The organism is Kitasatospora sp. NBC_01302, assembly GCF_035976515.1.
Lineage (GTDB): Bacteria > Actinomycetota > Actinomycetes > Streptomycetales > Streptomycetaceae > Kitasatospora.
Genome location: NZ_CP108404.1, coordinates 2627265 through 2650764, shown reverse-complemented (window position 1 = coordinate 2650764; position 23500 = coordinate 2627265). Strand labels below are relative to the sequence as shown.

Annotated in this window: 15 protein-coding genes, 3 rRNA genes and 1 pseudogene; 11 read left to right on the top strand and 8 right to left on the bottom strand. The window is 69.1% G+C overall.

From position 1 onward, the window contains the following. Positions 1 to 117: 117 nt before the first annotated feature. Positions 118 to 474: an ArsR/SmtB family transcription factor gene (locus OG294_RS11140; protein ID WP_327066315.1), complete on the bottom strand. Its 357-nt coding sequence runs from the start codon at positions 472 to 474 to the stop codon at positions 118 to 120. Positions 475 to 610: 136 nt separating this feature from the next. Then, entirely contained in the window at positions 611 to 1513 is a 903-nt protein-coding gene (locus OG294_RS11135) for a helix-turn-helix domain-containing protein (RefSeq protein ID WP_327066314.1), read from the bottom strand. 162 nt (positions 1514 to 1675) lie between these two features. Here OG294_RS11135 and OG294_RS11130 point away from each other — a divergent pair, with 162 nt between their 5' ends. The 7 genes from OG294_RS11130 to OG294_RS11100 all read left to right on the top strand — a co-directional run bounded on the left by OG294_RS11130 (position 1676) and on the right by OG294_RS11100 (position 12076). Continuing rightward, complete coding sequence (locus OG294_RS11130; RefSeq protein ID WP_327066313.1) at positions 1676 to 2914, top strand: MFS transporter; 1239 nt, start codon at positions 1676 to 1678, stop codon at positions 2912 to 2914. Positions 2915 to 2977: 63 nt separating this feature from the next. After that, positions 2978 to 3199 carry a type II toxin-antitoxin system VapB family antitoxin gene (locus tag OG294_RS11125; protein WP_327066312.1) on the top strand — a complete coding sequence of 74 codons (222 nt, stop codon included), beginning with the start codon at positions 2978 to 2980 and terminating at the stop codon, positions 3197 to 3199. A gap of 740 nt (positions 3200 to 3939) precedes the next feature. Beyond that, a 16S ribosomal RNA gene (locus tag OG294_RS11120) occupies positions 3940 to 5461 on the top strand. A gap of 277 nt (positions 5462 to 5738) precedes the next feature. Continuing rightward, positions 5739 to 8858: ribosomal RNA gene (locus OG294_RS11115) — 23S ribosomal RNA — on the top strand. Positions 8859 to 8944: 86 nt separating this feature from the next. Further along, a 5S ribosomal RNA gene (rrf, locus tag OG294_RS11110) occupies positions 8945 to 9061 on the top strand. The 16S, 23S and 5S rRNA genes sit together here, the layout of an rRNA operon. Before the next feature lie 327 nt (positions 9062 to 9388). Next, positions 9389 to 10834, top strand: a complete 1446-nt coding sequence (locus OG294_RS11105) for a glyceraldehyde-3-phosphate dehydrogenase (RefSeq protein WP_327066311.1) — start codon at positions 9389 to 9391, stop codon at positions 10832 to 10834. Between the two features lie 189 nt (positions 10835 to 11023). Beyond that, entirely contained in the window at positions 11024 to 12076 is a 1053-nt protein-coding gene (locus tag OG294_RS11100; protein ID WP_327066310.1) for a TIGR03617 family F420-dependent LLM class oxidoreductase, read from the top strand. Positions 12077 to 12138: 62 nt separating this feature from the next. Here OG294_RS11100 and OG294_RS11095 read toward each other — a convergent pair whose 3' ends face one another. The 4 genes from OG294_RS11095 to OG294_RS11080 form a co-directional block, all read right to left on the bottom strand. Further along, positions 12139 to 14892, bottom strand: a complete 2754-nt coding sequence (locus OG294_RS11095) for an FtsX-like permease family protein (protein WP_327066309.1) — start codon at positions 14890 to 14892, stop codon at positions 12139 to 12141. Further along, positions 14889 to 15665, bottom strand: a complete 777-nt coding sequence (locus OG294_RS11090; protein ID WP_327066308.1) for an ABC transporter ATP-binding protein — start codon at positions 15663 to 15665, stop codon at positions 14889 to 14891. The genes OG294_RS11095 and OG294_RS11090 overlap by 4 nt, the downstream gene beginning before the upstream one ends. Before the next feature lie 121 nt (positions 15666 to 15786). Then, entirely contained in the window at positions 15787 to 16305 is a 519-nt protein-coding gene (locus tag OG294_RS11085) for a hypothetical protein (protein WP_327066307.1), read from the bottom strand. A 49-nt stretch (positions 16306 to 16354) separates the two neighbouring features. Next, entirely contained in the window at positions 16355 to 18268 is a 1914-nt protein-coding gene (locus OG294_RS11080) for a putative Ig domain-containing protein (RefSeq protein WP_327066306.1), read from the bottom strand. Positions 18269 to 18734: 466 nt separating this feature from the next. On the opposite strand from OG294_RS11080, the gene OG294_RS11075 reads away from it, so the two are divergent. Next, positions 18735 to 19679, top strand: a complete 945-nt coding sequence (locus OG294_RS11075) for a hypothetical protein (RefSeq protein WP_327066305.1) — start codon at positions 18735 to 18737, stop codon at positions 19677 to 19679. 115 nt (positions 19680 to 19794) lie between these two features. Here the strand turns inward: OG294_RS11075 and OG294_RS11070 are convergent. Together OG294_RS11070 and OG294_RS11065 are read right to left on the bottom strand one after the other, a co-directional pair. Then, positions 19795 to 19896, bottom strand: a pseudogene (locus tag OG294_RS11070) (VapC toxin family PIN domain ribonuclease); the annotation flags it as partial. A gap of 56 nt (positions 19897 to 19952) precedes the next feature. Then, a complete protein-coding gene (locus OG294_RS11065; RefSeq protein ID WP_327066304.1) occupies positions 19953 to 20153 on the bottom strand; it encodes a type II toxin-antitoxin system VapB family antitoxin in 201 nt (66 codons plus the stop codon). Positions 20154 to 20403: 250 nt separating this feature from the next. On the opposite strand from OG294_RS11065, the gene OG294_RS11060 reads away from it, so the two are divergent. From OG294_RS11060 to OG294_RS11050, 3 genes are read left to right on the top strand one after another with little or no spacing between them, the layout of a single operon-like run. Next, positions 20404 to 20763, top strand: coding sequence for a hypothetical protein (locus tag OG294_RS11060; RefSeq protein WP_327066303.1), 360 nt, complete (start codon positions 20404 to 20406; stop codon positions 20761 to 20763). Further along, positions 20760 to 22577: a GMC family oxidoreductase gene (locus OG294_RS11055; protein WP_327066302.1), complete on the top strand. Its 1818-nt coding sequence runs from the start codon at positions 20760 to 20762 to the stop codon at positions 22575 to 22577. The genes OG294_RS11060 and OG294_RS11055 overlap by 4 nt, the downstream gene beginning before the upstream one ends. Next, positions 22574 to 23464 (top strand): hypothetical protein, encoded by an 891-nt coding sequence (locus tag OG294_RS11050; protein WP_327066301.1) that lies wholly within the window; start codon positions 22574 to 22576, stop codon positions 23462 to 23464. Before OG294_RS11055 ends, OG294_RS11050 begins: the two co-directional genes overlap by 4 nt. The last annotated feature ends 36 nt before the right edge of the window (positions 23465 to 23500 follow it).

The following is a 23500-nucleotide window of genomic DNA, read 5'->3' as shown; positions in this document are numbered from 1 at the left end:
CTGGTCAGCATAGCCAACGTGTGCGTACCTGCGCACGTGTGGGGCGGAGCTCGCGGACCCTCGCCCGTGCCGCAGCGCGGGCGAGCGGAGCGGTCGGCGAAGAGGTCGGCACAGGGGTCAGTCGTGCGGCGGCAGCGAGCCGATCTGGTGGTCGGCGACGTTCAGCGCCTCGTCGACCAGGCGGCGCAGGTGGCCGTGGCGCAGCGAGTAGACGACGCGGCGCCCGTCCTTGCGGGTCGAGACGAGCCCGGCGAGGCGGAGCTTGGCCAAGTGCTGGGAGACGGAGGGGCGTGCGGCCCCGGTGGCCTCGGTGAGCGTGGTCACGTCGGCCTCCCCGCGGCCGAGCCGCTCCAGCAGGGCGAGCCGGGTGCGGTCGGCGAGCAGCGCGAGGATCGAGGCGGCGACCTCCAGGTGATCGCCTCTGCGATGCTGCTGCGAGCCGTGTGCATCTGCTGCCGGTGTGCGCTCGTCCATCCGGCCATCGTAGAGGTGCCCGGGATTGCGCAGGTGCGCACATGTCAGTGCATCCCGGTCAGGGGTGCACCTCTCGCAGCCGGCCATCGCGACGCGCAACGCCTGCCTGCGGCGGGTCCTCTCCTGACGGAGCCGGTCAGCGGCCTGTCCCGGTGGCCCGCCCGTCCGCTCGGCGTGCCCGTTCCCCGCGTGCCCGTTCCCCGCGGGGCGGGCGCGCGCCGGTGTCCTGCTCGGTGAGCGTGCGGAGCAGCGCCAGGGCGTCGGCACCGGGGCTGCCGGGCTCGGCCGAGTAGACCAGCAGTCGCTGGCCGGGGGCGCTGGAGACGGTGAACGACTCGAAGTGCAGGTACATCTCGCCGACCTGAGGATGCCACAGCGGCTTGTCGTCACTGGTGCACGGCCGGACGTCGTACCTGGCCCACAGACTCGCGAACGCGGGGCTGCGCAGCGACAGTTCACCGATCACCTGGGCGATCCGCGGGTCGTCCGGGAACGGCGCGGACTGCGCCCGCAGGTTGCTGACCATGCTGCGGGCGGCGCGGTCCCAGTCACGGTAGAACCGGCGCCCGGCAGGATCGAGGAAGAGCATCCGCAGCTGGTTGTCGACCCGGGCGAAGTCGCTGTAGAGCTGCCGGGTGCCGTGGTTGGTGGCCAGGATGTCCAGGGCCGGGCTGACGATGCAGGCCGGCAGGCCCAGGAAGTGGTCCATCAGGCGCAGCAGTTCGGGGCTGACCGTGGTCACGGGCGCGGCGACGGCCGGCGGCGCCGGCTGGGCGAGCCGGAACAGGTGCGCGGCGCTGTCCGGGTCCAGCTGCAGCGCGCGGGCGACGGCGCCCAGCACCTGCTCCGAGGGGTTCCGCTCGCGGCCCTGTTCGAGGCGGGTGTAGTAGTCGGTGCTCACCCCGGCGAGCAGCGCGACCTCCTCGCGGCGCAGGCCCTTCACCCGGCGCGAGGTGTGCGACGGCAGGCCCGCGCGCTCCGGCGGCACCAGGTCGCGGCGGGCGCGCAGGAAGTCACCGAGCTCGGTTCCCTTCGTCATGCGCCCACCGTAGCGGGCCGCCCGGCACCGGACCTGGGTGTGGCGCACCCAGGCTGACGGGGGGTGCGGCGCACCCTTCCCCATCCGGGCGGCCCTGCCTAGCGTCTGCTTCCGGAAGCGCCTGTTCGAAGAGCGCTCGCACGCAAGGAAGGTCGAAGAGAGATGCCCCAGCCCGCACCAGGGCCCGCGCCGACCGCAGCGCAGCAGATGAACCCCGCCACGACCCTGGTCCTGGCGGTGGCCTGCGGCATGACCGTGGCCAACCTCTACTACGCGCAGCCCCTGCTCGAACTCGTCGCCCACTCCTTCGGCGTCGGTCAGGGCGCGGCCACCACGGTCGTGACGCTGACCCAGGCCGGATACGCCCTGGGCCTGCTCTTCGTCCTGCCGCTCGGCGACCTGGTGGAGAACCGCCGACTGGCCACCCGCACACTCCTGGTGACGGCGACGGCCCTGCTGCTCGCGGCGGTGAGCCCGGTCTTCGGGCTCTTCCTGGCCGCCTCGGTGCTGGTCGGCACGACCTCGGTCGTCGCGCAGGTGCTCGTCCCGCTCGCCGCCCACCTGGCCCCGGCCGAGCTGCGCGGCAGCATCGTCGGCCGGGTCATGAGCGGCCTGCTGCTGGGCATCCTGCTCGCCCGCACCGTCTCCAGCCTGGTCGCCGACCTGCTGGGCTGGCGGGCGATCTACCTGCTGTCCGCCGTGCTGATGATCGGGCTCAGCCTGGTGCTGCGCCGGCTGCTGCCGACCCGCACCCCGGAGCACCGGGCCGGCTACCGCGCACTGCTGGCCAGCCTGGTCACGCTGGCCCGTCAGGAGCCCGTGCTCCGTCGGCGAGCGCTCTGCCAGGCGACGATGTTCGGCTCCTTCACCGCCTTCTGGACCGCGATCGCCTACGAGCTCGTCGACGAACACCACTTCGGCCAGGTCCAGATCGCCCTCTTCGCCCTGGTCGGCGCCGGCGGCGCAGCCGCGGCACCGGTCGCAGGGCGGCTCGCCGACCGCGGCCACGGCCGCAGCGCCAGCGGCGCGGCCCTGCTGCTCGCCGCCTGCTCCTTCGCCCTCGCCGCCGCCGGCCGCCACAGCGTGCTGCTGCTCGCCCTGGCCGCAGTGCTGCTCGACTTCGCGGTCCAGGGCCACCAGGTGATGAGCCAGCACGAGATCTACGCCCTGCGCGGCGATGCCCGGGCCCGGATCAACACCGTCTACATGACCACCGTCTTCGCCGGCGGCGCCGCCTCCTCCGCCGCAACCGGCGCCCTGCACGCCGCCTACGGCTGGACGGGCGTCTGCACCCTCGGCACCGCGCTCCCGCTGCTCGGCCTCCTGCTGTGGGCCCGCGGCCAGTGGAGCAGGGCAGTCGACGTGCCCAGCGGTGCGGCTGCGCGCGCAGCCGCACGGTGATCTACCGACCGTGCAACCAGCCTGACATCCTTGATGCACAGCTTGACAGTAAGGAGATGTCCGGTGGCCAGGACTGTGATCGACGTGGACGGAGCCCTCCTCGCGGACGCGGCTCGGGCGCTCGGCGCGGCGACGAAGACGGAGACGGAGACGGTGAGGTCCGCCCCTCGCGAGGCGCTGGAGACTCGGCGGCGGGCGCTCGCTCTTCATCGCCTTTGCACCACTGCGGCGGACGGAGCCTTTGACCTGGAGCTGCTGGAGAACAAGGGGAACTACCGCGGATGAGTGCGACTGCACAGTGAGTGCGGTGACCGCCGAGCTCCAGGCCTCTGCTGCACGGAGGCCGCGACTTCGACCGCATCGCTGCGGCGCCTGTCGCTGGCGGGGTGCTGCGTCAGGTGGGGGACTTGCTTCTGGGGCTGGGGAGGTCTAGTGTTTCCAAGTCGCTCGGCAGGGAGCACCGGACACGCATCGGCGCGGACGGTCCCGGGGCGGCCACTCTCCTGAAACACCATCCCGGCAGGGTCGTCGGCTGTTGGCGTGCCGCTATTCGCACGCTTATGCGGCTGGCTTTCTTTGTCGTGCCGGTATTTCGGCGAGTGGGCCGGATTCGCTTTTCGGAGCGGGGCTGGGCTAAAGTTCAACACGTCGGACAGGCCGTCAGGTCGGTTACGGCGAAGGCCTCTTGAGGCCGAGCGGTGCGGAAGACCTGGTAAGGTTGGAAACACCGAGAGCGAGTCGGGAAACGCCGAGAGGCGGGTCTGATAAGCTCGAAGAGAAGAAAGAACGAAGCGCCCGGAGGGGCCACGGAAGTGGCTGCAAAGGAAGCGTCCGTTCCTTGAGAACTCAACAGCGTGCCAAAAGTCAACGCCAGATATGTTGACATCCCCGGCCTTGGTCTTCGGACTGGGGTTGGAGATTCCTTTTGAAGTAAAACACTAGCGAGGACGCAGTGCGCGAGGCCACCCTATTCCGGTGGTTGTCGTGCCGCTCGACGCGGGTGTCGACCCGATGACGGGTAAACATTCACGGAGAGTTTGATCCTGGCTCAGGACGAACGCTGGCGGCGTGCTTAACACATGCAAGTCGAACGGTGAAGCCCTTCGGGGTGGATCAGTGGCGAACGGGTGAGTAACACGTGGGCAATCTGCCCTGCACTCTGGGACAAGCCCTGGAAACGGGGTCTAATACCGGATACGACCTTCCTCTGCATGGGGGTTGGTGGAAAGCTCCGGCGGTGCAGGATGAGCCCGCGGCCTATCAGCTTGTTGGTGGGGTAATGGCCTACCAAGGCGACGACGGGTAGCCGGCCTGAGAGGGCGACCGGCCACACTGGGACTGAGACACGGCCCAGACTCCTACGGGAGGCAGCAGTGGGGAATATTGCACAATGGGCGAAAGCCTGATGCAGCGACGCCGCGTGAGGGATGACGGCCTTCGGGTTGTAAACCTCTTTCAGCAGGGAAGAAGCGCAAGTGACGGTACCTGCAGAAGAAGCACCGGCTAACTACGTGCCAGCAGCCGCGGTAATACGTAGGGTGCGAGCGTTGTCCGGAATTATTGGGCGTAAAGAGCTCGTAGGCGGCCTGTCGCGTCGGATGTGAAAGCCCGGGGCTTAACCCCGGGTCTGCATTCGATACGGGCAGGCTAGAGTGTGGTAGGGGAGATCGGAATTCCTGGTGTAGCGGTGAAATGCGCAGATATCAGGAGGAACACCGGTGGCGAAGGCGGATCTCTGGGCCATTACTGACGCTGAGGAGCGAAAGCGTGGGGAGCGAACAGGATTAGATACCCTGGTAGTCCACGCCGTAAACGTTGGGAACTAGGTGTTGGCGACATTCCACGTCGTCGGTGCCGCAGCTAACGCATTAAGTTCCCCGCCTGGGGAGTACGGCCGCAAGGCTAAAACTCAAAGGAATTGACGGGGGCCCGCACAAGCAGCGGAGCATGTGGCTTAATTCGACGCAACGCGAAGAACCTTACCAAGGCTTGACATATACCGGAAACGGCTAGAGATAGTCGCCCCCTTGTGGTCGGTATACAGGTGGTGCATGGTTGTCGTCAGCTCGTGTCGTGAGATGTTGGGTTAAGTCCCGCAACGAGCGCAACCCTTGTTCTGTGTTGCCAGCATGCCTTTCGGGGTGATGGGGACTCACAGGAGACTGCCGGGGTCAACTCGGAGGAAGGTGGGGACGACGTCAAATCATCATGCCCCTTATGTCTTGGGCTGCACACGTGCTACAATGGTCGGTACAAAGGGCTGCGATACCGTGAGGTGGAGCGAATCCCAAAAAGCCGGCCTCAGTTCGGATTGGGGTCTGCAACTCGACCCCATGAAGTTGGAGTTGCTAGTAATCGCAGATCAGCATGCTGCGGTGAATACGTTCCCGGGCCTTGTACACACCGCCCGTCACGTCACGAAAGTCGGTAACACCCGAAGCCGGTGGCCTAACCCTTGGGAGGGAGCCGTCGAAGGTGGGACCAGCGATTGGGACGAAGTCGTAACAAGGTAGCCGTACCGGAAGGTGCGGCTGGATCACCTCCTTTCTAAGGAGCACATGGCCGGATGCGAGCGAATGTCTCGCACGGTTGCTCATGGGTGGAACGTTGACTATTCGGCACACAGGGTTGGTTGTTTCCTAGTACTGCTTCGGCGTGGAACGGTTACGGGTGATCTGGTGTGTCGGGCACGTTGTTGGGTCCTGAGGGAACGAGTAATCGTTGTCTCAGTGCCGGTCCCACGGACCGACCTGGTGTTTGCCGGGTCGTGTAGGTGGGTGTCTGGTCGTTGTTTGAGAACTGCACAGTGGACGCGAGCATCTGTGGCCAAGTTTTTAAGGGCGCACGGTGGATGCCTTGGCACTAGGAACCGATGAAGGACGTGGGAGGCCGCGATAGGCCCCGGGGAGCTGTCAACCGAGCTTTGATCCGGGGGTGTCCGAATGGGGAAACCCGGCAGTCGTCATGGGCTGTCACCCATACCTGAACACATAGGGTATGTGGAGGGAACGCGGGGAAGTGAAACATCTCAGTACCCGCAGGAAGAGAAAACAACCGTGATTCCGGGAGTAGTGGCGAGCGAAACCGGATGAGGCTAAACCGTTGTGGTGTGAGACCCGGCAGGGGTTGCCACTTCGGGGTCGTGGGAAAGTTCTTCGGTCGTCTGCCGGCGATCGGGTGAGTCAGAAACCGTATGGGTAGTCGAAGGACATGCGAAAGGTCCGGCGTAGAGGGTAAGACCCCCGTAGACGAAACTTGTACGGCTCACTTGAGCTTCTCCCAAGTAGCACGGAGCCCGAGAAATTCCGTGTGAATCTGGCGGGACCACCCGCTAAGCCTAAATATTCCCTAGTGACCGATAGCGGATAGTACCGTGAGGGAATGGTGAAAAGTACCGCGGGAGCGGAGTGAAATAGTACCTGAAACCGTGTGCCTACAAGCCGTGGGAGCGTCGTTGGTCAGCTTGCTGATCAGCCGTGACTGCGTGCCTTTTGAAGAATGAGCCTGCGAGTTTGCGGTGTGTAGCGAGGTTAACCCGTGTGGGGTAGCCGTAGCGAAAGCGAGTCCGAATAGGGCGGTTGAGTTGCATGCCCAAGACCCGAAGCGGAGTGATCTAGCCATGGGCAGGTTGAAGCGCGGGTAAGACCGCGTGGAGGACCGAACCCACCAGGGTTGAAAACCTGGGGGATGACCTGTGGTTAGGGGTGAAAGGCCAATCAAACTCCGTGATAGCTGGTTCTCCCCGAAATGCATTTAGGTGCAGCGTCACGTGTTTCTTGCCGGAGGTAGAGCACTGGATAGGCGATGGGCCTTACCGGGTTACTGACCTTAGCCAAACTCCGAATGCCGGTAAGTGAGAGCGTGGCAGTGAGACTGTGGGGGATAAGCTCCATGGTCGAGAGGGAAACAGCCCAGAACACCGACTAAGGTCCCTAAGCGTGTGCTAAGTGGGAAAGGATGTGGAGTCGCAGAGACAACCAGGAGGTTGGCTTAGAAGCAGCCACCCTTGAAAGAGTGCGTAATAGCTCACTGGTCAAGTGATTCCGCGCCGACAATGTAGCGGGGCTCAAGCACACCACCGAAGTCGTGTCATTCACAGAATACGCCCAACGGCGCTGTGGATGGGTAGGGGAGCGTCGTGTGCCGGGTGAAGCGGCGGAGGAATCCAGTCGTGGACGGTATACGAGTGAGAATGCAGGCATGAGTAGCGATACAAGAGTGGGAAACTCTTGCGCCGATTGACCAAGGGTTCCTGGGTCAAGCTGATCTGCCCAGGGTAAGTCGGGACCTAAGGCGAGGCCGACAGGCGTAGTCGATGGACAACGGGTTGATATTCCCGTACCCGCTTTGAAGCGCCAACGCTGAACCTCTGAATGCTAAAGCCGTGAAGCCGGCCCGGAGTCTTCGGACAATGGGACGTGGTGGAGCCGCTGATCCAACAGGGTATTAGGTGAGCGATGGGGTGACGCAGGAAGGTAGTCCAGCCCGGGCGGTGGTTGTCCCGGGGTAAGGGTGTAGGACGCAAGGTAGGCAAATCCGCCTTGCACATAGTCTGAGACCTGATGCCGAGCCGATTGTGGTGAAGTGGATGATCCTATGCTGTCGAGAAAAGCCTCTAGCGAGTTTCATGGCGGCCCGTACCCCAAACCGACTCAGGTGGTCAGGTAGAGAATACCGAGGCGTTCGGGTGAACTATGGTTAAGGAACTCGGCAAAATGCCCCCGTAACTTCGGGAGAAGGGGGGCCGGAACTGGTGGAGGCACTTGCTGCCCGAGCTGGGGCCGGCCGCAGAGACCAGCGAGAAGCGACTGTTTACTAAAAACACAGGTCCGTGCGAAGCCGTAAGGCGATGTATACGGACTGACGCCTGCCCGGTGCTGGAACGTTAAGGGGACCGGTTAGCTCTGATTCGTCGGGGCGAAGCTGAGAACTTAAGCGCCAGTAAACGGCGGTGGTAACTATAACCATCCTAAGGTAGCGAAATTCCTTGTCGGGTAAGTTCCGACCTGCACGAATGGCGTAACGACTTCTCGACTGTCTCAACCATAGGCCCGGTGAAATTGCATTACGAGTAAAGATGCTCGTTTCGCGCAGCAGGACGGAAAGACCCCGGGACCTTTACTATAGCTTGATATTGGTGTTCGGTTCGGCTTGTGTAGGATAGGTGGGAGACTTTGAAGCGGCAACGCCAGTTGTTGTGGAGTCGACGTTGAAATACCACTCTGGTCGTGCTGGATGTCTAACCTGGGTCCGTGATCCGGATCAGGGACAGTGTCTGGTGGGTAGTTTAACTGGGGCGGTTGCCTCCTAAAGAGTAACGGAGGCGCCCAAAGGTTCCCTCAGCCTGGTTGGCAATCAGGTGTTGAGTGTAAGTGCACAAGGGAGCTTGACTGTGAGACCGACGGGTCGAGCAGGTGCGAAAGCAGGGACTAGTGATCCGGCGGTGGCTTGTGGAAGCGCCGTCGCTCAACGGATAAAAGGTACCCCGGGGATAACAGGCTGATCTTCCCCAAGAGTCCATATCGACGGGATGGTTTGGCACCTCGATGTCGGCTCGTCGCATCCTGGGGCTGGAGTAGGTCCCAAGGGTTGGGCTGTTCGCCCATTAAAGCGGTACGCGAGCTGGGTTTAGAACGTCGTGAGACAGTTCGGTCCCTATCCGCTGTGCGCGTAGGAGTGTTGAGAAGGGCTGTCCCTAGTACGAGAGGACCGGGACGGACGAACCTCTGGTGTGCCAGTTGTCCTGCCAAGGGCATGGCTGGTTGGCTACGTTCGGGAGGGATAACCGCTGAAAGCATCTAAGCGGGAAGCCTGCTTCGAGATGAGCACTCCCACCTCCTTGAGAGGGTAAGGCTCCCAGTAGACGACTGGGTTGATAGGCCGGATGTGGAAGCCCTGTAAGGGGTGGAGCTGACCGGTACTAATAGGCCGAGGGCTTGTCCTCAGTTGCTCGCGTCCACTGTGTTGTTCTGAAACAACGACCCCTGCCAGGGAAAGATGGGCGGGTTGCGGTCGACAGTTTCATAGTGTTTCGGTGGTCATAGCGTGAGGGAAACGCCCGGTTACATTCCGAACCCGGAAGCTAAGCCTCACAGCGCCGATGGTACTGCAGGGGGGACCCTGTGGGAGAGTAGGACGCCGCCGAACAATCATTCAGAGAAAGCCCCGCCCCGGGAGACCGGGTGCGGGGCTTTTTCGCGTTCGCCCCCCCGCTCTTGTCGGCCGGCGATACGGAATCGGCAATGTGTTCCTCGCCACGGTCCGCGGATCTCCGCGGCGGCCGGCTCGAATAGCCAACTCGCCTTCCCTGGGCGGTTGTTGTGCTGTTCCTGGGTGCCGCTGGCCTGCGGCACAGGGGCTCGCAACGGCTCTCGGAAGGGGGAGATGCGCAGCTCAGGGTGGGTCCGCTCGAACGGGCGCGCGGGCCGCTGGCTAGCATGGTGGCACCCTCCCAGCTCGAGAGATGGACCCCCTGTGACTGTCAATGAAGACGTGTTCACTAACTGGAAGAACCGCGAGGAGATCGCGGAGTCGATGATCCCGATGATCGGGAGACTGCATCGGGAGAGGGACGTCACCGTCCTGCTCCACAGCCGTTCGCTGGTGAACAAGTCTGTGGTCAGCATCCTCAAGACGCACCGGTTCGCCCGCCAGATCGCCGGCGAGGAGCTCTCGGTCACCGAGACCCTGCCGTTCCTGCAGGCCCTCACCGTGCTCGACCTCGGCCCCTCCCAGATCGACATCGGCATGCTCGCCGCCACCTACAAGAGCGACGACCGCGGTCTCTCGGTGGAAGAGTTCACCGCGGAGGCGGTCGCCGGGGCGACCGGCGCCAACAAGCTGGACCGCAGTGAGCCGCGCGACGTCGTGCTCTACGGTTTCGGCCGGATCGGCCGCCTGCTGGCCCGTCTGCTCATCGAGAAGGCGGGTTCGGGCAACGGCCTGCGGCTGCGCGCCATCGTGGTGCGCAACAGCGGCGGCGAGGACCTGGTCAAGCGCGCCTCGCTGCTGCGGCGCGACTCGATTCACGGTCAGTTCAACGGCACGATCACCGTCGACGAGGCCGACGACAAGATCGTCGTGAACGGCCACGAGATCAAGGTGATCTACTCCAACGACCCGACGACCGTGGACTACACGGCCTACGGGATCAAGGACGCCATCCTGATCGACAACACCGGCCGCTGGCGCGACCGCGAGGGCCTGTCGAAGCACCTGCAGCCCGGCATCGCCAAGGTCGTGCTGACCGCGCCCGGCAAGGGCGACGTGCCCAACATCGTGCACGGCGTCAACCACGACACGATCAAGCCGGACGAGCAGATCCTGTCCTGTGCCTCCTGCACCACCAACGCGATCGTCCCGCCGCTGAAGGCGATGGCGGACAAGTACGGTGTGCTGCGCGGCCACGTGGAGACCGTCCACTCGTACACCAACGACCAGAACCTGCTGGACAACTACCACAGCGCCGACCGCCGTGGCCGTTCGGCGGCGCTCAACATGGTCATCACCGAGACCGGCGCCGCCTCCGCCGTCGCGAAGGCGCTGCCGGACCTCAAGGCGACGATCACCGGCAGCTCGATCCGTGTCCCGGTGCCGGACGTCTCGATCGCGATCCTGAACCTGCAGCTCGCGCAGGAGACCAACCGCGAGGAGGTCCTCGACTACCTCCGCAACGTGTCGCTGACCTCGCCGCTCAAGCGCCAGATCGACTTCATCAGCGCGCCCGACGCGGTGTCGAGCGACTTCATCGGCTCGCGGCACGCCTCGATCGTCGACGCCGGTGCCACCAAGGTCGAGGGCGACAACGCGATCCTCTACCTGTGGTACGACAACGAGTTCGGCTACTCCTGCCAGGTGATCCGGGTCGTCCAGTACGTCTCCGGGGTCGAGTACCCGACCTACCCGGCTCCGCTGGTCTGAGCCGCACCGAGGTAGCCGCCCTGCGGTAGCACGACGAACGGCCGCCGGCCCGGGACGCCTCCCGGTCCGGCGGCCGTCGGCTTCGGCTGCTCGCCGGGATCCGGCGGCGGGCCCGCCGCCGGGGCCGGCGGAGCGGACGTGCGAGGGTACGAGGGCATCCGTGCCGCTCTCCCAGGAGGATCCGACCCGATGGACGACCGTCCGACCCCCGCCTTCCGGCTCGACGCGACCGCCGCCGGGCGCCCCGCCGGGATCCTGGCCGCCGCCGAGCAGGCCGAGCAGTGGGGCATGGACCGGCTGGTGGTCGCCGAGACCGCCCACGACCCGTTCCTCCAACTCGCCCGCGCCGCGGACCGAACCAGCACCATCGAGCTGGCCACCGGGGTCGCGATCGCCTTCGCCCGGACCCCGATGACGCTGGCCTACCAGGCCTGGGGACTGCACGAGGCGTCCGGCGGGCGGGCCGTCATCGGGCTGGGCTCGCAGATCAAGCCGCACATCGAGCGCCGCTTCGGCATGCCGTGGGACCGGCCCGCGGCGCGGATGCGGGAGTACGTCCACGCGGTGCGGGCGATCTGGCACAGCTGGCAGACGGGCGAGCGGCTGAGGTTCCGCGGCGACTTCTACACCCACACGGTGATGACGCCCGCCTTCGCCCCCGAACCGGTCGCCGCCGGTGTGCCGCGGATCCTGCTGGCCGGGGTCGGCCCGCTGATGACCCGGACCGCGGGCGCGGTCGCCGACGGCTTCATCAGCCATCCCTTCACCTCGGTCGACTACCTGACCGAGCGGGTGCTGCCCGGGGTGCGGGCAGCCCGCGCCGAGGCCGAGCGGGCGGGCGCCGCCTGGACCGGGCGCCCGTTCGAGATCGTCGGCAACGTGCTCACCGCGACCGGGCGCACCGAGGAGGAGCTGCGGGCGAACCGGGCCCTGGTGCGCGAGCGCCTCGCGTTCTACGCCTCCACCCCCGCCTACCGTCCGGTACTGGAGCAGCACGGCTGGCTCGACCTGCACGAGGAACTGCACCGCCTGTCGACGCGCGGGCGCTGGCAGCAGATGGCCGAGGCGATCGACGAGGAGGTCTTCGAGACCTTCGCGGTCGCCGGACCGGTGCCCGAGGTCGCGGCCGAGATCCACCGCCGGTACGCCGGGCGGGCCACCCGGATCTCCGCCAGCCTGCCCGAGGAGGCCGACCAGAGTCTCGGCCTGGAGGTGCTCGCGGCGCTGCGCGAGCTGGGCTGACCGGCGCAACGCCCCGAGGGCCGCGCACCAGGTCGGTGCGCGGCCCTCGGCAGTGCTGTCGGTCAACTGGCCCGGCGGCCCAGCGGGATGCGGGAGCTGGTGGTGGCCGCGGCCACCAGGCCGGCGACCAGCGGGAGCACCAGCACGACGAGCAGGATCAGGCTCCACGGCGTGAGGATCGGCGTGTGCACGCCCTGCGATCCGGAGTACGCCAGATCGCGGGCCCGGCGCAGGGCGACGGCGGGGACGTACCCGCTCAGCGTGCCCAGCACCGCGCCGACCACGGCGATCAGGCCGCACTGCAGGCCGGCCAGGGTGCGCCGGATCCGCGGCGGAGCGCCGACGGCGGCCAGGGTGGCCTGGTCGGGGCGGGAGTCGGCGGCGGCCAGCCCGGTGGCGATGCCGGCCGCGCCGAGCACCACCAGGACCGCGAAGCCGGTCAGCGCGAGGGTGACCAGGTCGCTCTTGGACTGGAAGCCGCGCTCGACGTCCAGCTCGGCCGACGCGTTGATGCCGTTGACGGCGGCCGTCGCCCGCTGCTGGTCCTGCTCGGTGGGCGCGGCGGCCGGCAGCCACACGGACTTCGCGGAACGCAGCTGCAGGTGCAGCTGTTCGACCGTCGCGGGGCTCACCAGTCCGGTGCCGTAGGCGGCTTCGACGGGGTTGTCGACGAGCAGCGCGTCCAGGCTGACCTCGTGCTGGCTGGGCTGGACCGACTGGCCGGGCTGCACCGGCGCGCCGATCGCGCCCTGCAGCACGAGGGTCACCTTGCCGTCCTTGATGTATCCGGGGTCGAAGACCACGGCCTTGCCGCCGGCCAGCGCGGCCTCGGCGGCGGGGTCGTTCAGGCCGAAGAGGTTGTGCAGCGCGGTGGCGTCGCCGGCCAGTACCCGGGGGAGGCCGCGGTTCTGCTGGCCGGGGGTGTCGGGCTTGAAGGTGACGTCGCTGCTGCACTGGTCGCAGAAGGTGTAGGTGACCTGCGCGATGTCGGCGCGCCGGCCCAGACCGGGCAGCTGTTCCTCGACGGTGGTGCGCATCCGCGGCACGGTCGGGTCGTCGTTCGTGAGGCTGAGGGTGACCGCACCACTGGGCGCAGCGGCCCGGTACTCGGCCTTGGCCTGGGCATCGCTGCTGGTCGTGTAGACGCCGACGGCCACGGCGCCGGCCACGGCCGCCATCATCGCCGCGACGGCGGGGGCGGTGCGGCCGCGGTGGCGGGCCGAGTCGCGCAGCGCCAGCCGGGGGCCGAGCGGCAGGTGGTGGGCGAGCCTGCCCAGCAGGCTGACCAGCATCGGGGTGCAGAGGAGCAGGCCCAGCTCGGCGGTGACCGAGCCGCCGAAGACGGCCAGGGTCCGTGCGTCGTAGGAGCCGAGGACCAGCCGGTTCGCCTGGGCGACACTGGCGCCCAGCAGGGCCGTCGCGGCGCCGGCGAGCACCATCAGCGCGCCCAGCAGGGTGATCCGGCGGCCGGCGGGCTTGACCCTGGTGGTGCCGCGGAGCGACTGGACGACGTCCTGGCGGGCGGCCTGGACGGCCGGCAGCACGGCGGCGAGCAGCGCGGTGACCAGCCCGACCACGGCGATGCCGAGCAGGTCCAGCGGGTGCAGGTCGAGGTGGCCGAAGCGGCTGCCGGCGGTCTGCTCGAACCACGGGCGCAGCACCGCCACCAGGCCGGTACCGAGCAGCACACCGGCGGCGGCGCCGACCGTGCCCAGCACCACGCCCGCGCCCAGCACCACCGCGCCCACCTGGCTCCGGTCGCCGCCGGCGGCGGCCACCAGGGCGAGTTGGCGGCGGGAGCGGCGGGCGCCGACGGCGAAGGCCGGGCCCGCCAGCAGGGCGGTCTCCAGCAGCGCCATGCCGGCGACGGTGGCCACCACGACGGCGGTGAAGCCGCTGCCGGGCAGGGTGAACTGGAAGCGGTAGTAGGGGACGGCCGAGCGGGGCGGCGGGTTGAGCGCGACGCTGCGCGAGGTGACGGTGTAGCCGTAGCGGTTGAACTCCTGGACCTTGTTCCAGTCCAGGCTGTCCCCGGCGGGCAGCTGCACCAGCCAGGCCGGTACGTCGATCGTGTCGCCCGGGTCGGCGACGGCGGCCGCGAAGTCCTTGGGGGCGGGCTGGGCGTCCTTCAGCGGTGTGATCACCTCGCCGGGACGGCCGATCAGCGCCACCTTCGACAGGTCGCCCGGGTACTCCACCACGGCCGTCAGCGTGTACGGCTGCTTCTCCAGGCCCTTGAGCGTGGTGGTGGACCCGAGGGAGAGACCCGACTGGTTGAGGAAGTCCTGGGTGACCGCCGCCTGGAACGGGGCGTTCGGGGCGTGGCCGCGGACCACGTTGAGCCGACCTGACCAGAGCGAGCCGGTCAGGTCGGCCTCGCCGGTGGCGGTGGCGAACAGCCCGTCGCGCGAACTGGCGGTGGCCTCGGGGCCGGGGGCGGCGGGGACCAGCCGGCTGCCGGCGGGCAGCAGGCTGGTGATCAGCGCGGCCGGGTCGGTGCGCAGGCTCTTCGCCACCTCGGGCGTGGAGGCCTGGTCGGCCCCGCTCGGCACGTACCGGGTCCCGTCGTCGGCGAACGGAGCCTGCTGCACCGCGCTGCCCGGTGCGGGGTAGCTGATCAGTGCGTCGGCGGTGCCCATGACGCGGGCCACCCGCTCGCCGGGGTCGAGTTGGGCGCTGCGGTAGACCACGTCGGCCCCCGCGACGCCGATCACCGGCAGCGCGATCATGGCGAGCACCAGGGCGCTGCGGCCCTTGGCGCGCAGTGCGTCGCGGCGGGCGATCCGCAGGGCGAGCTTCAGCGAGGTGAGGTTCACTGTGCCGCCCCGAATCCGCCGGCCAGCTCGTTGGCCAGGGCCAGCAGCGTCGCGGCGTCCTGCTGCCCGACCTCGTCGACCAGCAGGCCGTCGCGCAGGAAGACCACCCGGTCCGCCCAGGCGGCGTGCCGGGCCTCGTGGGTGACCATCATGGCGGCCGCCCCCGCGTCGCAGCGGGCGCGCAGCACGGCCAGTACGGCTTCGCCGGTGGTGGAGTCCAGTGCGCCGGTGGGCTCGTCGGCCAGCACCAGGCGGCGCTCGCCGATCAGTGCGCGGGCGATCGCCACCCGCTGCTGCTGGCCGCCCGACATGTCGTCGGGGAAGCGGTCGGCCAACTCGCCGATGCCCAGCTCCTCCAGGGCGGCCAGCGCCTCGTGACGGGCGTTGCGGGTGGCTACCCGGTCGAGCTCGCGGGGCAGCATGATGTTCTCCGCCGCGGTCAGCGCGGGGATCAGGTTGTAGTCCTGGAAGACGTAGCCGACGGAGCGGCGGCGGATCGCGGCCAGTTGGCCCCGGCTCAGCACGCCGAGCGGCTGCCCCTCCACCAGGATCCGCCCGCTGGTCGGGCTGTCCAGCCCGCCGGCCAGCGTGAGCAGGGTGGACTTGCCGGAACCCGAGGGACCCATCACGGCGACGAACTCACCCGGATGGACCCGCAGGTCCACACCGCGCAGGGCGTGCACCTCGGCGGCGCCCTGGCCGTGGACCCGGCTCACCTGCGCCAGGTGCAGCACCGGCTCGGTGGCGCTCCTGGTCGGTTCGATGTGCAACAACGTTCCCCCTCTTTCCGGGATTTCCCTGCGGCGGGCAGCGCTCGGTCCCGCTGCATACCTGGTATGTATACCCGGTATGCAGCGGCACCTCAAGCGACGCCCTGCCCGATCGGGCAGGGCGTCAGCGCATGTCGTGCGCCGCAGGGGTGGCGGGGGAGATGACGACGGTGACCGTGAAGTCGGCCTGTCCGGGGCGGCACCGCACGGCCTCGCCGCAGCTGGTGCGGGTGCTGGTCAGCCGCACGGTGGCGGCGGTGGCGGCTCCCCGGGCGAGGAAGTCGGCGGTGACGGTGCCGCAGCCGGAGCCCGGACGGCAGCCCGGGCCGGTCGAGGGGGCGGAGCTTGCGGCGGCGACCGGCGCCAGCCGGTCGGGGGCCGAACTGCGCGGCGCGGCCCAGAAGGTGCTGTGCAGCACCAGGCGGACGGTGGCGCCGGCGGTCACGGTGACCGAGCCGCCGTCGGCCTGCTCGCTCAGCACGACGAGCGAGCGGCTCGGAGTCGGGAGGGTGGGGGCCGGCTGGGTGGGAGCGGGGGAGCCGGCGCAGCCGGCCGTGGCCAGCAGGGCGGCAAGGAGGAAGTGCCCCCGGGAGATCCCGGGGGCACCGCCTGCTTGTCGGGCTGTGCTGCGGGGGCGGGCCACGGCCCCCGCCCCCGCAGGTTTTTGGGTTCGACTCACCTGGTCCGCTGGATCAGCTGGTGGTGATCGCCGTGTCGTCCAGGACGAAGCTGGTCTGCTGCGAGGAGGAGTTCTCCACGCCGGTGAACTTCAGCGTCACGGACTGACCCGCGAAGCTGGAGAGGTCGAAGGTCTTCTGCACGTAGCCCGAGTTGGCGTTCAGGTTCGAGTACGTGGCCAGGGTGGTGGAGCCCGCCGCGACCGTCAGCTTGTCGGCGGCGGTGGTGCCGGTCTTGGCGGTGTCGATGTGCAGCCAGAAGGTGAGTGTGGCGTGGCAGCCGGTCGGGACCTTCACGGTCTGCGACAGGGTGTCGGTGTGCGAGGCGCCGTAGCCGTCCAGCCAGGCGTCCCAGGAGCCGGAGTGGGCGGGCTCGGAGCTGGTGTCGTTGTTGATGACACCGGCGGTGGCGGTCCAGGGCGAGGCGCTGCCGGTCTCGAAGCCGGGGTTGCCGAGCAGCTGGCTCGCGGTGCAGCCGCCGCCGCCCGAGGTGGACACGGTCCAGGAGAACGAGGCGCTGCCGGCGGCGCCGGTCGAGTCCTTGGCGCTGACCGTCACGCTGGAGGTGCCCGCGGCGGTCGGGGTGCCGGAGATCAGGCCGGTCGAGGAGTTGATCGACAGGCCGGCCGGCAGGCCGGTGGCCGAGTAGGTCAGGGTCCGGCCGGAGCCCGAGTCGGTGGCGCTGATCTGCAGGCTGGCCGCCGTGCCGACGGTGCTGCTCTGACTGCCCGGGTTGCCGACCGTCACGGTGTTGCCGGTCGAGCCGCCGCCCACGATCGGGTGCGAAATGGCGCACGCGTTGGTGTCGTTGGACCAGCTGGCCTGCTCGGCGAAGGTGCCGGTGCTCATGGAGACCATGGCGGCGCCGCCCGCGGTGCCGGGCGCGAGCCAGGCGCACTCGTCGGAGTTCTCCTGGCCGTTGTAGGAGCTGCCGCTCTGCTGGTTGGTCCAGCCGCCGGCCGGATACATGTCCGACATCATCTCGTGCCACTCGTGGCCGAGCGTCATGGTCCAGCCGTCAAGGGTGCCGGGGGAGTTGACGAAGCCGACGCCGCAGCCCTGGCCGGAGTCCATGTTGTACGGCTGGTTGCTGAACGCGATGTCGCCGTAGGGCGAGTTGACCGCGCCGCCGGTCAGCGAGCTGTCACCGGTGTAGTCGTGCCAGGCGCAGTACTGCCCCTGGTAGTTGTCCGGGTTGGTGCCGGTCGGCGACATGATCACGTAGTACGTGTGCCGGTTCGAGGCGGCCGTGGTGTTGCCGAAGTGGGCGGCCGCGTTGACGGCCTCCTGGCCGAGCTGGTTGCCCGAGGCGGCACTCGGCGAGGCGGCCGATTTGTCGTACCAGACGCCGGAGAGCACGCCGCCGGCCTGGTAGGGCACGAAGCTGGCGTTCGAGGGACAACTGGTCGCACCGGTGGCCACGTTGGGGCCGTCGCACCACTGGGTCAGGTCGGCCGACCAGAGCTCGTTGCCGGTGCCGATGCCCTTGAACATCTGCTGGGCGGCCTGGGCGGCGCCGTCCGCGTCACCCGAGAAGGTGGCGTTGCCGTTGGAGTCGGTGCCCTGGGTGCCCCACTGGGAGCCGTAGAACACCAGGTAGACCTGCGCGTGGCCGTCGTTGACCCCGACGCCGTCGACCCCGCCACCGTAGGAGAGCGTCTCCGGGCCGGTCGCCACGTTCGGGGTGGCCTGGTTGGCCGCCCACGACTTCATCTTGGCGCTCTGCTGGATGGTCGGGATGACACCGTGGCGATAGGCGTGCTGGTACGACGGGTTGTACGGGTTCGCGGCGCTGCTGGCCGGTGATGCGGCCGGTGCGGCCACCGCCTGGGGTGTGGCGGCGGCGAGGATGACGCCGGTGAACAGGGACAGCGACGCGAGGCCGGTGAGGGCTGCTCGGGCCGTGCCGCGCATGCGGGGGGTGCCCATGTGTGGGGGAGTCCTCTCTGCTGCAGATCGCCCGTCGCCGGTCGGCTGGGGCGGTCGGCTCGTGGGAACAGGGCAGCTGGGCGCGCGGTGCTTCCTGTCAGGAGCCCTAGCTCCGGGCGGAGTTGACGCCGAAAGCGGCGCACGACGGCGGGCGTCGCGCGTCAGGGATGGGGGAGCGATCGCCACGAAGGGTCGGCCTGACCGCGGCCTGACAGGGTGGTGCGCCGTTGCTGGCGTGTAGCAAAACAGAGTTGGCGGACACCGGTCAACGGATCGAGCGGTACGGCGGCGGCGATGGCCGACATTCAGAGGCTTCTGAGAAGTTGGGCCCGCCCGGGGGCCGTCGGGGGCTGGTGGCGGCGCAGGTTCAGAGCATTCTCAGAGGAAGGGAGATCTGTCGGGGCGTCGGATGCCACGCCACTATTGGCAGGGCCACGCCGACCCCGTTCCAGGAGGCCACCCCCACATGCGCGTTCGCCCCTTCAGCAGCAAGGCCCGGGCCCTGGGCCTGCTCTCGCTCGCGGCGCTGTGCGCCGGTTCGTTCGCCGAGGCCGGCTCGGCCGCCGCGGCCCCGGTCGCGGGGCACCACGGGGCCAAGCCGATCCACCGGCAGGCCGAACCGGCGGCGCAGGCACAGGCGGTGAGCAACACGCTCAGCGTCGGTTCGGCGGGGACGCAGGGCGTGGTGTCGCCCAAGCCCAAGGTGTACCTGGTCTTCTGGGGCTCGCAGTGGTCCAAGGACCCGGCCGGGGTCGCCCCCGACCTGCAGAACCTGTTCAAGGGCCTGTACGGGAGCAAGGACACCTGGGGCACCATCCTCGACCAGTACTGCGAAGGCGTGGCCAAGGGCACCACCACCTGCGGGAGTTCGGGCACCCACGTCAGCCACCCGAGCAGCACCCCGCTGGCCGGCACGTGGTTCGACAACTCGGCCGCCGCGCCTGCCAGTTCCACTGCCGCACAGATCGCCGCCGAGGCCGCCAAGGCGGCGGCGCACTTCGGCAACACCACCCAGGCGCCCAACCTGAACGCCCAGTACGTGGTGGTCTCGGCGACCGGCACCCACCCGGACGGCTTCCCGAACAGCGGCTTCTGCGCCTGGCACGACTTCACCACCTCGTCCTACGGCAAGCTCGCCTACACCAACCTGCCCTACGTCCCCGACACCGGCGCCGGCGGCTGCACCACCTTCACCGACGGCCGCCTCCTGTCGGGCCTGGAGTCCACCGAGACCCACGAGTACGCCGAGACCGTCACCGACTTCTGGCCCAGCATCGGCTGGAACGGTGGCAACGGCGAGATCGGTGACGAGTGCGAGAACATGGACGCCTACGTGACCCTCACCACCGGCACCTTCGACCTGCAGGGCCTCTGGTCGAACAGCGCCAACAAGTGCGTGACCAAGGGCTGAGGGCGCCCCGCCGCCGTCGACGGGCGGCCGAGCACCCGCACCTGCCCGGCGTGGGGGCCGGGCAGGTAGGGGGTGGGCAGGTGGGGGGTGGGCACGGTGCGGCTGCGGGGCGGGCTCAGTCCGCGCTGCCCGAGGGAGCGACCCGGCGGGTGGGCTGCCCGGTGATCGCCGCGATCATGTCGTAGTCGCCGTCATAGTGCAGGACGGTGACCTGGTGCCGGCCCTCGCCCCAGCGGGCGAGGGCCGATTTGTCGATCAGGTAGCGCTCCCTGCTCACGCGACCGACCGCTCGCCCGGTTCGTCGAGGAGGTTGAACTCGCCGCTTGCGATGCCGTCGGCGAGTGCTGTCCGCCGTGCGAGCTTCACGGCCTCGAGCAGGGCGGCGTTCACAGTGGCGACCTTGGTCGCGGTGCCGAAGAGCTGCTGGGCCTCGGCGAGGAGGTCGTCGTCGAGGTCGATGACGGTGCGGGTCATGGTCACTCCGCTGGTAGCCAGGAGGGTCGTGATCAATGAACTGGTGATCAAGATATCGAGGATTGCCCGGAGGGCTCGCTGGGGCAGGCGCTGTCGAGAGAGGGATTGGTTGCCGCGATAGCACGAGTGTGGGTGCTATTTGGAGTTATGGCATTCAATTCACTCGATCGGGTGCGGAGTGCATGGGGTGATCGGGTGGGTGGGTAGCTTCGGGCCGCCAGGGGGAGTGCGGGCCGGAGGGGGCTGAGTGGTGGCGTCGATCGATGAGTTCATAGCCGCGTCGGCGGAGTTGACCGGGTTCGGTGGTGCGGAGCTGTGGGCCACCGGGATGGCCGAGGTGTACTGGGCGGTGGTGCTGGAGGAGGCGGGGGCGGCGGCGGTCGGGCGGCTGGTGGTGGAGCCGTTGGGGCAGGGGGAGCGCGAGTTGGCGCGGGCGGTGGCCGGGCTGTGGTACCTCGGGAGCTGGTCGGTGGCGGGCGGGGTGCCGGTCGTGGTCTCGTCGGCGGCCTATGAACGGGGCCTGGTCTGGCGGGCGTTCGGTGGGCAGGCGCCCGGGACCGGCCCGCGGGGTCACGGCAGTTGGACCGTCGAGCCGGAGCGGTCGCGGTGAGCGCGCCGGAGGCCGGGCGGTGGGACGTGATCGTGGTCGGCGCCGGGTTCGCCGGGTCGCTGGTCGCCCAGCGGCTGGGCGACCAGGGCTGGCGGGTCCTGGTGCTGGAAGCCGGCCAAGGGGAACCGGAGGGGGCGGCGGGGCACCGGGCCGCGGTCGAGGCGTACCGCTCGGCGGCGGTGAAGGTGCCGAACGCGCCCTACCGGACGACCGCGGCGGCGCCGTCGCCGAGTGTGCTGGACCTGTCCGGCCGGGCCGAGGGCGGCTACCGCTCGGACGGGTACGTCGTGCAGCGCGGTCCGCTGCCCTACGCGAGCGGCTACCTGCGCGCCAACGGCGGTACCGGGCTGGCCTGGACGGGGCTCGCGCCGCGCATGCACCCCGAGGACTTCCGCGCCGGTGACTTCGGGCACGGCCGCAACTGGCCGATCGACTATGCCGAGTTGGAGCCGTACTACCGGGCCGCCGAGCGCGAGATCGGGGTGGCGGCCGATGTCGCGGAGCAGCGCGAGGCGGTCGGCCTGCCGTTCCCGGACGGTTACGCGTTCCCGATGCGGGCGATCCCGCGCAGCCACCTGGACCAGGTGCTGGCCGACGCGCTGGACGGCAAGTGCGTGCAGGACCCGGCCGAGGAGGTGCCGACCCCGCTGCGGGTGGTCGGCACCCCGCACGCCCGCAACGGCCTGCCCAACCCGGGCTACCAGCTGGAGGGCAACCTCTGCTCCGGGCACGCCAGTTGCGTGCCGATCTGCCCCGCCCAGGCGAAGTACACCCCGTTGCGGACCCAGGCCCGGTGGAGCGCTTCGGTGACCCTGGTGACCCGGGCCGTGGTCTCCCGGGTCCGGATCGACGGCAACGGCCGGGCCACCGGCGTGGAGTACCGGACCTACGAGGGCGACGACCATCCCACCGGGATCGCCGAGCGCCGCGCCGACGCCGCTCTCGTGGTGCTGGCCGCGCACGCGATCGAGAACGCCAAGCTGCTGCTTGCCTCCGGGGCGGCCAACAGCAGCGACCAGGTGGGCCGGAACCTGATGGACCACCCGGTCCTGCTGACCTGGGGGTTGATGCCCCAACAGGTCGGCGCCTACCGCGGCCCCGGCTCGACCTCAGGCCTGGAGGGCTTCCGGTTCGGCGCGGCCCGCGCCCGCCGCGCCCCGTTCCGGGTCGAGATCGGCAACTGGGGCTGGACCTGGGCGCTGGGCCCGCCGGACCTGCGGGTGGCCGAACTGCTGCGCAGCGGGGGAGCGGCGGGCCGCGGGCTGTTCGGCCCGGAGCTGCGGCGCACCCTCGGCGACCGGATCGGGCGCGAGATCGCGTTCCAGTTCGAGATGGAGCAGGAGGCCGACCCCGCGAACCGGGTCACCATCGACCCGCGCCACCGCGACGCGCTGGGCAACCCGCGCCCGGTGCTCCACTACGACCTCTCGGAGTACGTCAAGCGCGGCATCGTCGCCGCGAAGGCCGTCTCCGACCAGCTCTTCGCGCTGCTGGGCGCGCAGGACCACACCCGCTTCGAGCCCGGACCGGCCTGGCCGGGCTACTTCGAGTACCAGGGCCGGCCGTACGCCTACCGGGCCGCCGGGCACGGCGCGGGCACCCACATCATGGGCGACTCGCCCGCCGACTCGGTGGTCGACGCGTGGCAGCGCTGCTGGGACCACCCCAACCTGTACGCCGTCGGCTGCGGCAGCATGCCCACCGTCGCCACCTCCAACCCCTCGCTCACCATGGCGGCCCTGGCTCTGCGCAGCGCCGAACGGATCCACCACGACCTGCAAGGCCTCGCCCGCGAAGGAGCCCTGTCCCCGTGAACCAGAGCCCGAGCCACAACCCCGCCCCGTACCCGGGCCCGGAACTGCCGCCGGTCCCGGAGCCCTATCAACTCCCGTTCCATTACGGCGCTCTGCACAACATCGGGATCGACTGGCTGGTCGACCCGGCTCCCGTGCGGGACGTGCTGGCCGAGCACCACCCCGGGCTGGTCGCCGCCGAGTTCGACGGCCGGGCCTGCGTCTCGGTCAACTACCAGCTCTACTTCGCCCAGTACCCGAACGGCGGCGGGATCACCCAGGAGATCGAGGTGAACATCATCGCCCACCCGGCCGCCGCGCTCGGCCGGCTGCCCGCGCTCGGTTACCAGCAGTACGCGCACGGCTTCGACCAGACCAAGCTGCTGGGCATCGCCCGGATCCACGTGCTGTGCGACAACCCGCTCGCGATCGACGCGGGGTCCCGGCTCTACGCCGAGCCCAAGTACCCGGGCTGGTTCGAGACCACCATGCCCTCGCTCAACGGCCCGGCGCGGCAGCGGAGCTGGTCGGTCAGCTGCAAGCGGGCGGGCTTCACCGCGGACGGCGGCGGCATCGTGCGCGAGGAGCACCCGCTCTTCTCCTTCGAGGCCGACCTGGCCGGGCTCACCGCGGAGCCGGTCAACAACACGCCGATCACCGGCTACGGCACCGATCCGCGCGAGGGCCTGCTGGCCGGCCCGATGAACGTCTACCAGCCGTACCAGCACCATGCGCTGGACGCGGGCGCCGCCGACCGGGTGCGCCTGACGGTCGCCGACCCCGACAGCGGCGTGGGCCACCACCTCGCCGAGCTGATCGGCCAGGCGCCCGCCGCGGGCGTCTGGAGCTACCAGTCGCCGCCGGTGGCCGCGCACAACCGGCCGTACTACGTGCCGGCGAAGGACTGACGACGGGGGCCACCGGCGGGCCCCGCCCGGTCCCTT